At 62.1% G+C, this 8968-nt stretch carries 18 protein-coding genes and 1 pseudogene; all 19 read right to left on the bottom strand.

All coding sequences use genetic code 11. The features are described 5' to 3' along the window. Positions 1–101: 101 nt before the first annotated feature. Positions 102–464, bottom strand: coding sequence for a 50S ribosomal protein L18 (gene rplR / locus VIW95_RS09185; protein ID WP_331585663.1), 363 nt, complete (start codon positions 462–464; stop codon positions 102–104). A gap of 25 nt (positions 465–489) precedes the next feature. Beyond that, on the bottom strand, positions 490–1041 hold the full coding sequence (gene rplF / locus VIW95_RS09180; protein ID WP_331585661.1) for a 50S ribosomal protein L6: 552 nt from the start codon (positions 1039–1041) through the stop codon (positions 490–492). Positions 1042–1047: 6 nt separating this feature from the next. Further along, positions 1048–1446, bottom strand: a complete 399-nt coding sequence (gene rpsH / locus VIW95_RS09175; RefSeq protein ID WP_331585658.1) for a 30S ribosomal protein S8 — start codon at positions 1444–1446, stop codon at positions 1048–1050. A gap of 12 nt (positions 1447–1458) precedes the next feature. Further along, positions 1459–1644, bottom strand: coding sequence for a type Z 30S ribosomal protein S14 (locus VIW95_RS09170; RefSeq protein ID WP_324096811.1), 186 nt, complete (start codon positions 1642–1644; stop codon positions 1459–1461). A 136-nt stretch (positions 1645–1780) separates the two neighbouring features. Then, a pseudogene (gene rplE, locus VIW95_RS09165) lies at positions 1781–2335 on the bottom strand (50S ribosomal protein L5); the annotation flags it as partial. Positions 2336–2496: 161 nt separating this feature from the next. Then, positions 2497–2829 carry a 50S ribosomal protein L24 gene (gene rplX, locus VIW95_RS09160; protein WP_331585655.1) on the bottom strand — a complete coding sequence of 111 codons (333 nt, stop codon included), beginning with the start codon at positions 2827–2829 and terminating at the stop codon, positions 2497–2499. Beyond that, positions 2829–3197, bottom strand: coding sequence for a 50S ribosomal protein L14 (gene rplN / locus VIW95_RS09155; protein WP_324096813.1), 369 nt, complete (start codon positions 3195–3197; stop codon positions 2829–2831). Before rplN ends, rplX begins: the two co-directional genes overlap by 1 nt. A gap of 8 nt (positions 3198–3205) precedes the next feature. Next, a complete protein-coding gene (gene rpsQ, locus VIW95_RS09150; RefSeq protein WP_331585650.1) occupies positions 3206–3460 on the bottom strand; it encodes a 30S ribosomal protein S17 in 255 nt (84 codons plus the stop codon). Continuing rightward, positions 3460–3678, bottom strand: coding sequence for a 50S ribosomal protein L29 (gene rpmC, locus VIW95_RS09145; RefSeq protein ID WP_331585648.1), 219 nt, complete (start codon positions 3676–3678; stop codon positions 3460–3462). The genes rpsQ and rpmC overlap by 1 nt, the downstream gene beginning before the upstream one ends. Beyond that, complete coding sequence (gene rplP, locus VIW95_RS09140; RefSeq protein ID WP_331585646.1) at positions 3668–4093, bottom strand: 50S ribosomal protein L16; 426 nt, start codon at positions 4091–4093, stop codon at positions 3668–3670. Before rplP ends, rpmC begins: the two co-directional genes overlap by 11 nt. A 9-nt stretch (positions 4094–4102) precedes the next feature. Further along, positions 4103–4780 carry a 30S ribosomal protein S3 gene (rpsC, locus tag VIW95_RS09135; RefSeq protein ID WP_331585644.1) on the bottom strand — a complete coding sequence of 226 codons (678 nt, stop codon included), beginning with the start codon at positions 4778–4780 and terminating at the stop codon, positions 4103–4105. An 8-nt stretch (positions 4781–4788) separates the two neighbouring features. After that, positions 4789–5127: a 50S ribosomal protein L22 gene (gene rplV, locus VIW95_RS09130; protein WP_331585642.1), complete on the bottom strand. Its 339-nt coding sequence runs from the start codon at positions 5125–5127 to the stop codon at positions 4789–4791. A gap of 20 nt (positions 5128–5147) precedes the next feature. Further along, positions 5148–5486 (bottom strand): 30S ribosomal protein S19, encoded by a 339-nt coding sequence (rpsS, locus tag VIW95_RS09125; protein ID WP_331585640.1) that lies wholly within the window; start codon positions 5484–5486, stop codon positions 5148–5150. Between the two features lie 6 nt (positions 5487–5492). Further along, on the bottom strand, positions 5493–6323 hold the full coding sequence (rplB, locus tag VIW95_RS09120; RefSeq protein ID WP_331585638.1) for a 50S ribosomal protein L2: 831 nt from the start codon (positions 6321–6323) through the stop codon (positions 5493–5495). A gap of 44 nt (positions 6324–6367) precedes the next feature. Continuing rightward, positions 6368–6658 (bottom strand): 50S ribosomal protein L23, encoded by a 291-nt coding sequence (gene rplW, locus VIW95_RS09115; RefSeq protein WP_331585636.1) that lies wholly within the window; start codon positions 6656–6658, stop codon positions 6368–6370. Next, complete coding sequence (rplD, locus tag VIW95_RS09110) at positions 6651–7343, bottom strand: 50S ribosomal protein L4 (protein ID WP_331585634.1); 693 nt, start codon at positions 7341–7343, stop codon at positions 6651–6653. Before rplD ends, rplW begins: the two co-directional genes overlap by 8 nt. After that, entirely contained in the window at positions 7336–8004 is a 669-nt protein-coding gene (rplC, locus tag VIW95_RS09105) for a 50S ribosomal protein L3 (protein ID WP_349259310.1), read from the bottom strand. The genes rplD and rplC overlap by 8 nt, the downstream gene beginning before the upstream one ends. Positions 8005–8012: 8 nt before the next feature. Beyond that, positions 8013–8321 carry a 30S ribosomal protein S10 gene (gene rpsJ / locus VIW95_RS09100; RefSeq protein WP_304829554.1) on the bottom strand — a complete coding sequence of 103 codons (309 nt, stop codon included), beginning with the start codon at positions 8319–8321 and terminating at the stop codon, positions 8013–8015. A 91-nt stretch (positions 8322–8412) separates the two neighbouring features. Further along, positions 8413–8968: EF-Tu/IF-2/RF-3 family GTPase (locus VIW95_RS09095; protein WP_331585595.1), on the bottom strand; the 556-nt coding region annotated here is incomplete at its 5' end.

The following is an 8968-nucleotide window of genomic DNA, read 5'->3' as shown; positions in this document are numbered from 1 at the left end:
CGCGACCCGGTTGATATGGACGACCTTCTCTTTGATCTCGAGGCCCTGCGGATCGATTCGCTGAACCACCGAGCCTTCTTTGAGCGTTCGTTGCCTTCCGTTCAAAACTTTAACCCCGCTTCGCGCGCCGCGTCCGCCAGCGCCTTGACCCGGCCGTGATAGAGAAATCCGTTTCGGTCGAAGACGACGTTCGAGATCCCGCTCTGAAGGCATCGCTCGGCGATAGCCTTGCCGACCGCTTTGGCGGCGGCGAGATTGCGTTTGCTTTTGAGTTCGTCGCGCAGGCCGGCCGTTTCAGTGGAGGCCGCGGCGAGCGTGCGTCCACTCTCGTCCGAGATTACCTGCACATAAATATGATGCAGCGAGCGGAACACCGAGAGCCGCGGGCGCTGATCGTTGCCGACCGCCTTGCGCCGCACGCGGCCCTGGCGAAATTTGCGTTTTTCCGATCGTTCTAGAGCCATAGCAACTAACCTTCTATGCCCACCCTTATGCCGAGGTCGAGCCAGCCGCGGCCTTACCGGCCTTGCGGCGAATCGTCTCGGTGGCGTACTTGATTCCCTTGCCCTTGTACGGTTCCGGCGGCCGCAGCTCGCGAATCTGCGCGGCGACGGTGCCGAGCAGTTGGCGGTCGGCGCTCTCGAGCGTGACCGTCACCTGCTTTTCGACCTTGGCAGTGACGCCCGGCGGAAGCTGATACACAATCGGATGCGAATAGCCGAGGGTCAGATTCACCTGCTGGCCCTTGGCCTCCGCGCGGTAGCCGACGCCGTTAATTTCGAGTACGCGGCTAAAGCCCTTGCCGACGCCTTCGACCATGTTGGCGACCAGCTTGCGCATCAGGCCGTGAATCGCGCGCTCTTCGCTGGTATCACCGGGCCGCTTCACGACGATTTCACCGTCTTTGATCTCGGCGGTGAAGCCGGGATGAAGCTTGATTTCGAGCTTGCCCTTGGGGCCTTCGACTTTCAGAATGCCACCGGCGATCGACGCCTTGACGCTCTTGTCGAAATGAATCGGTAATTTTCCTACGCGCGACATTGCTGATTACCAAACCCTGCAGAGGATTTCGCCGCCGACTTTTCTGCGCCGCGCCTCGCGCCCGGTCATCACGCCGAGCGGGGTCGAGACGATTTGCACGCCCATCGCGCCGCGCACTTTGCCGATTTCAGCGGCGCCCGCATAACGGCGATTGCTCGGCTTGCTGATGCGGTCGATGCCGCGAATGACGGACTCGCGGGTCGGCGAGTAGCGGAGCTTGAGCGCCAGCATTTTCTGCGGCACTTCGCCGCCGACTTCGACGCCGGCGAGAAACCCCTCAGCCATCAGCACGCGGCAGATCGCCTCGCGCAGCCGTGAATGCGGCACGGTGAGTTCGTTGTACCGCGCGCGCATCGCGTTGCGGATTCGCGTAAGCAGTTCTGCAATCGGGTCGGTCTGCGACATAATTCGTCTCTTCTACCAGCTGGCCTTGATCACGCCCGGCAACTTGCCGTCGAGCGCGTACTTGCGCAGGCAGAGCCTGCACATCTTGAAACGCCGATAGTACGCGCGCGCGCGGCCGCATAGCGGGCAGCGATTGTACTGGCGCACTTTGAATTTTTGTTTGCGAGTCGCCTTAACCCGCAGGCACGTTTTCGCCATTCAACTATCCTTATGCTCCCTGCGCCGGCGGCGGCGTCGAAGGTGTTGCCGCAGCCGCGACGGCAGCCCTGGCCGCAGCATGAGCCTGCGCGGCGGCTGCCGCATTGGCGGCGTCGGCCTCGCGCTCGGCCGCACCACGCATCGGCATCCCGAGCGCACGCAAGAGAGTCAGCCCCTCGAAATCGCTGCGCGCGGTGGTCGTGATCGAAATCGTCAAGCCCTTAACCTTCTCGACCTTGTCGAGGTTGAGTTCGGGAAAAATCGTATGCTCCTTCAAGCCGAGCGAGTAGTTGCCACGGCCGTCGAAGGCCTTGTCGCTGACGCCGCGGAAGTCGCGCACGCGCGGCAGCGAGATATTCACCAGCCGGTCGAAAAACTCCCACATCTTCTCGCGCCGCAGCGTGACCATCACGCCAATCGGCATCCCCTGGCGCAGCTTGAAATTCGATATCGCCTTGCGCGCGCGGGTCAGGACCGGCTTCTGCCCGGCGATCACCTTGAGCTCTTCGAGCGCGGAGTCGAGAATCTTGACGTTGTCGCGCGCTTCCTGCAGCGCCATGTTGATCGTGATCTTTTCGAGCCGCGGCACCCGCATCTTGTTGTCGATTTTGAGCTCTTTCATCAGCGCGGGTGCGATTTCATTCTCGAAGCGAACGCGGAGGCGCGCCGGTAGCTTGGGCTCGGGCGGCAGCGGGGCCGCCGCCGAAGCTTTTGCTTCTTCGGCCGCCTGCTTCTGCTGGGCCTGGCGCGCCTTGCCTTCGCGCTTGGCCTTGGCCGCAGCGTCGGTCTTGGCGGTCGCTTCGGACTTGGCAGCCTGCTCGGCCTTATCCGGCTTTTCTTTTTTATCGGCCATTAGTCGTTACCTATAACTTCGCCGCATCGCCGGCAGACCCGGCTCTTGGAACCATCGTCGTTAGCCTTGACCCCGACCCGGACCGGAGCGTTGCAGCGATCGCAAAAAATCATGACGTTCGAGATATCGAGCGCCGCTTCCTTCTCGACGATACCGCCGGGGCTCTGCGCGCCGCGCGGCTTGCTGTGCCGCTTGACGAGATTGAGCCGCTCGATGACGACGCGTCCGCGCTCGGGCAATACGCGCATCACCTTGCCGGTCTTGCCGCGGTCGCGGCCGGCGACGACCATCACGGTGTCGTTCTTCTTAATCTTGTACTTCGCCGACGCCATCACAGCACCTCCGGCGCGAGCGAGATTATTTTCAGAAATTTCTTCGCCCGCAGTTCCCTGGCGACGGGGCCGAAGATGCGCGTGCCAACCGGCTCGTGATCCTTGTCGAGCAGCACGGCCGAGTTGCCGTCGAAGCGGATGTAGCTGCCATCGTCGCGGCTGATCTCTTTGGCCGTGCGCACGATCACCGCGCGCGACACGTCGCCTTTTTTGACCTTGGCGTTGGGAATCGCCTCTTTCACTGCGACCACGATCACATCTCCGACCGACGCGTACCGGCGCTTGGAGCCGCCGAGCACCTTGATGCACATCACCTTGCGGGCGCCCGAGTTATCGGCGACATCCAGAACTGTTTGCACCTGTACCATCGCGCGCCCTACCCCGCGGCCTTTTTGAGAACGCGGCTGACGCGCCAGCGCTTGTTTTTGGACAGCGGACGCGACTCGATAATCTGCACCCGATCGCCTTCCTTGCACTCGCCGCGCTCGTCATGCGCCATGAACTTGGTGCTGCGGCGCACGCGCTTGCCGTACAGCGCATGCTCGACCATGCGATCGACCTTGACCAGCACGGTCTTGGTCATCTTGGCGGAGACCACCGTCCCCTCGCGCCGTTTAATTCGCTCCCGCATTAACCTGCCTTCTTCTCCGTTGCCGTTTCGCCACGCTTCTTCTCGCCGAGCAAAGTCATAATCAGCGCCAGCTCGCGACGCGCGCGCCGGTAGCCGGCGTGATTGTCGAGCTGATTGGTGCGCAGCTTCAGGCGCAGACGGAAAATTTCCTCGCGCGCCTCGCGCTCCTTGACCCGCAAATCCGGCGCGGTCATCTGCCTGAGTTCGTCAAGCTCCAAGGCCGCCCTCCTCGCGCTGGATCATAATTGTTTTAATCGGCAGCTTATGCGCCGCCAGACGCATCGCTTCCTTGGCGGTGGCGTAATCGACGCCTTCCATCTCGAACAGAATCCGGCCCGGCCGCACGCACGCGACCCATCCTTCGGGCGAGCCCTTGCCCTTGCCCATGCGGGTTTCGGCCGGCTTCCGGGTGAAGGGCTTGTCGGGGAAGACGCGAATCCAGACGCGGCCGCCGCGCTTGATATGGCGGGTGAGCGCGATACGGGCGGCTTCCAGAGCGCGCGTATCGATCCGGCAAGTCTCGAGCGACTTGAGGCCATAGTCGCCGAAGGCGAGGGTGAGACCGCGCGACTCGGCGCCGCGGACGCGGCCCTTCATCATCTTGCGCCATTTAACTTTTTTTGGTGCGAGCATCTTACTTCGTCAATTCGCCTGCACAGGCGTTCCTGCGCGTTTCGCGTCCGCATCTTTACGAGTGAGAACTTCGCCGCGGAAAATCCAGACCTTCACGCCAATCTGGCCGTAGGTCGTGCGCGCCTCCGCAAAGCCGTACGCGACCTCGGCGCGGAGCGTCTGCAGCGGCACGCGACCCTCGCGATACCATTCCTGGCGCGCGATTTCCGCACCACCGAGGCGTCCAGCGACGTGCACCTTGACGCCCTGCGCGCCCATCCGCATCGCGCGCGTGACCGCTTCCTTCATCGCGCGCCGAAAGGCGACGCGACGCTCGAGCTGCAGCGCGATATTCTCGGCGACCAGCTGCGGATCTAGGTCGGGGCGGCGGACTTCGTGGATATTGATAAAGGAGTCGCGCCCCTTGAGCAGCTTCTGGATGTCGAGCTTGAGCTTGTCGATTTCCGCGCCCTTCTTGCCGATCACGATTCCCGGACGCGCCGTGTAAATATTTATCTTGGCCTTGTTGGCCATCCGCTCGATTTCAATTCGCGAGATGCCGGCGTGGTAGAGCCGCTTCTTGATGAAATCGCGCAGCTTCAAATCTTCGTGCAGCAGCTTCGCGTAGTCGTGACTCGCATACCATCGCGAGTCCCAGCTCTCGATTACGCCCAGACGAAAACCGCGCGGATGTACTTTCTGTCCCATATAAGACCTCAGGACGCCCGCTCGTCCACGATTACCGTGAGATGGCTGGTGCGTTTATGGATCGGCGTCGCATGCATATGTGCGCGCGTGAGCGAGCGTTTCCAGGTCGGCCCGGTGTCGGCGGTCGCGCGTATAACGAACAACTTGTCCTCGTCGACGTTCTGCTGATCGCGGGCGTTGGCTATCGCCGAGAGCAGCGTCTTCGAGACGAAGCGCGCCGCTTTCTTGGGCGTGAACTCGAGAATCGACAGCGCCTGATCGACCTTCTTGCCGACGATCAGCTCGCACACAAGGTGCAGCTTGCGCGGCGAGATTCTGATGAAGCGGGTTCGCGATACGGATTCCATGACTCTTACAACTTCCCCGCTTACGCCTTCGCCCCAGCCGGCGCAGCCGCCGGCGCCGCGGGAGCCGACGGGATTGCCGCAGCCTTCACTTCGCCCTTGCGATCGCCGGCGTGGCCGTGAAAGGTCCGGGTCGGCGAGAATTCGCCGAGCTTGTGTCCGACCATGTTCTCAGTGCAGTACACCGGGATGAACTTGTGGCCGTTGTGGACGGCGAAGGTCAGCGCGATCATGTCGGGCGTGATCATCGAGCGCCGCGACCAGGTCTTGATGATGCGCTTGTCGCCCGAGGCGGTTGCGGCGCCGACTTTCTTCTGCAGATGCCCGTCAACGAACGGACCTTTTTTGAGTGACCTTGCCATAACTCTCTAGTGCTTCCCTTTCGGGCGCCGGCTGACGATCAGATTGTCCGACGGCTGTTTCTTGCGCGTCTTGTATCCCTTGGCGGGCTGGCCCCACGGCGACTGGGGATGGTTTCCTTTCGACTTGCCCTCGCCACCGCCGTGCGGATGGTCAACGGGATTCATCGCGACTCCACGCACATGCCCGCGCTTGCCGAGCCATCGTGAGCGTCCGGCCTTGCCTATCGAAATATTCTCATGGTCGAGGTTGCCGACCTGGCCGATAGTTGCGCGGCAATCCGCCTGCACCATCCGCTGCTCGCCCGACGGCAGCTTGAGGAGAGCCATCTTGCCCTCTTTCGCCATCAACTGAGCCTGCACGCCAGCCCCGCGCGCGAGCTTGGCGCCGGCCCCGGGCTTCATCTCGATTGCGTGAACGATGGTGCCGAGCGGGATGTTTTTAAGCATCAGCGCGTTGCCCGGCTTGATGTCGGCATTCTCGCCCGACTCGACCTTGGCGCCGACTTTAAGTCCGTCAGGCGCGAGGATGTAAGTTTTCACGCCGTCGGCATAATGCAGCAGCGCTATGTTTGCCGAGCGATTCGGATCGTATTCGAGGGCAGCGACGACGGCCGGAATCCCGTCGCGGTTGCGCTTGAAATCGATCAGGCGGAGACGGCGCTTATGGCCGCCGCCGCGATGACGCGAGGTCATGCGGCCGCGATTGTTGCGTCCGCCAGTGCGCTTGACCGGGACCAGCAGACTTTTCTCGGGCTCTTTCTTGGTGAGCTCGGAAAAATCCGCAATCTGCATGAAGCGCTGCCCGGGCGTGCGCGGATTTAGTTGTATGACAGCCATTTTCTTTTCTCAGTATCTATTCCATCGCGCTCTTACGAACGCTTTTAGAGCCCTTCGAAGAACTCGATCTTGTCGCCTTCCTTCAGAGTTACGTAGGCCTTTTTCCAATCGATCTGGCGGCCCTTGATTGCGCCTTTTTTCCGTTCCTTGCCCATGAAGTTCGAGGTGCGAACTTTGATCACGGTGACCTTGAACAGATGCTCAACCGCCTCGCGAATCTTGTCCTTGCTCGCGCCGGGACGCACGCGGAACAGCACCTGGCCGGCCTTTTCACTGGCCATGGTGCCCTTCTCTGTGATGATAGGCGCGAGAATCAGGCTCTCGGGACTACTCATTTGATTCCCCCGCGGTGCGAACGGTCGCCTCTCCCGCAAACCGGGCTTCAATCGCCTTGGCGGTCTGACTGGTCATCACGAGTTCCCGGTAGTTGAGCACGTCGTAAACGTTGAGACCTTCAATCGCGAGAACTTTATGTGCGGCCAGGTTGCGCGCGGCGAGCAGAAACTTGCCGTCTGCTTCCCCGGTCACGATTAGAGCGTGCTCGACGCCGAGCTTGACCAGGGCCGCCTTCGCCGCTTTGGTCTTTGGCTCGGAAATATCGAGCGACTCGACGATGAACAGCTTGCCGTTCCTGGCCCGATCGGAAATCGCCAGGCATAGAGCGGCGCGCCACGCTTTCTTCGGCATCTTGTACGAATAGTCGCGCGGCTGCGGCCCGAAGATCGTTCCGCCATGGCGCCAGATTGGCGAACGGGTCGAACCTGCGCGCGCACGGCCGGTGCCCTTCTGCCGCCACGGTTTGCGTCCGCCGCCCGAGATGAGTCCCTTGGTCTTGGTCGATGCGGTCCCGGAGCGGCGATTGGCCAGCTGCATCCGGACAGCCTCGTGCAGCAACGACACGTCGCCCTCGCGGCCGAAGACATTGCCTGCGACTTCGAGCTCGCCGACTTTTTCGTGCGACGCCGAATACAGCGGCAGCTTGACCGGCGATGCCGATTGTTTTTCTTTGCGCTCAGCCACTGGCTACCACCTTGGCGCTCGAGCGGCGGCGCGGACGAGCAGCATGATGAACCGCGAGCAGACAGCCGTCGGGTCCGGGCACCGCGCCCGAGACGACGACCGCGTTGTCGTCGGCAATTATCTCGAGCACCTCGAGATTGAGAATGGTAGCGGTCGCATTGCCCATCTGCCCCGCCATCCGCATGCCTTTGCGCACGCGGCCGGGATAAGAGCGGTTACCGATCGAGCCGCCGTGGCGGAAATATTCGTGGGTGCCGTGCGAGCCGGGGAAGCCGGAGAAATGGTGGCGCTTGATAACGCCGGCGTAGCCGTGACCCTTGGAGATTCCGGTCACGTCGACCTGGTCGCCAACCTTGAACACGTCGCTGGCTGCGACTGCCTGTCCGAGCGTCAACTCGCCTTCACCACGACGTTCGAACTCGCCCGACTTGACGCCGGCCGCGATGTTGGCCTTGGCGAAATGCCCGCGCACCGCGCCGGTCACGCGGGTGAGCTTGCGCTTGCCGAACGTCACCTGCACGGCTTCGTAGCCGTCGGTCGCCGCGGTCTTAACCTGCGACACCGTGCATGGCCCGAGCGTCAACACCGTGGCAGCGCGCACGCGGCCGTTGGCGTCGGTCATCTGGGTCATCCCGATTTTCTTTCCAATCAATCCGGTCAGCATCGGCCCTACTCGAGCTTTATTTCGACGTCCACGCCCGCGGCGAGGTCGAGCTTGCCCAGCGCGTCGATGGTCTGCTGGGTCGGCTCGAGGACGTCGAGCAGACGTTTATGAGTTCGTATTTCAAAATGCTCGCGCGATTTTTTATCGACGTGCGGCGAGCGGTTGACGGTGAAGCGCTCTATCCGGGTCGGCAGCGGAATCGGACCGGCCACGCGGCCGCCGGTGCGCCGGATGGTATCCACGATTTCGCGAACCGACTGGTCGAGCAGGCGGTAGTCGTACGCCTTCAGGCGTATGCGTATCTTGTCGTTCATCCAGATAATACCGCGCCCGATTCGTTCAGCGCTCCGCTCCCATCTCTGCTCGAGTTCGCACGATTCTTGGTTGTCTTTGTTTCGCTGTCAGTTACTTCAAAATTTTCGATACGACGCCGGCGCCGACCGTCTTGCCGCCCTCGCGGATGGTGAAGCGCAGTCCTTCGTCCATCGCGACCGGCGTGATCAGCTCGCCAAGGATCTTGATGTTGTCGCCCGGCATGACCATCTCGGTGCCCTCGGGCAGTGTGAGTACCCCGGTCACGTCGGTGGTGCGGAAGTAGAACTGCGGACGATAGCCGGAGAAAAACGGCGTATGGCGGCCGCCTTCGTCCTTGGTCAGGATGTAGCCCGACGCCTCGAAGCTGGTGTGCGGGGTGATCGAGCCGGGCTTGGCGAGCACCTGTCCGCGCTCGACGTCTTCGCGCTTGAGGCCGCGGAGCAGCACGCCGATATTGTCGCCGGCTTGGCCCTCGTCGAGCAGCTTGCGGAACATCTCTACACCGGTGACGGTGGTCTTGCTGGTATCCTTGAAGCCGACGATTTCGACTTCCTCACCGACTTTTACTTTGCCCTTCTCGACGCGTCCCGTCACGACAGTGCCGCGGCCCGAGATGGAGAAGACGTCTTCGACCGGCATCAGGAAC

This window comes from Binatus sp. (SeqCode) (genome assembly GCF_036522015.1).
In the GTDB taxonomy this organism is placed as follows: Bacteria; Desulfobacterota; Binatia; order Binatales; family Binataceae; genus Binatus.
This window is presented reverse-complemented; position numbering and strand designations above follow the sequence as displayed.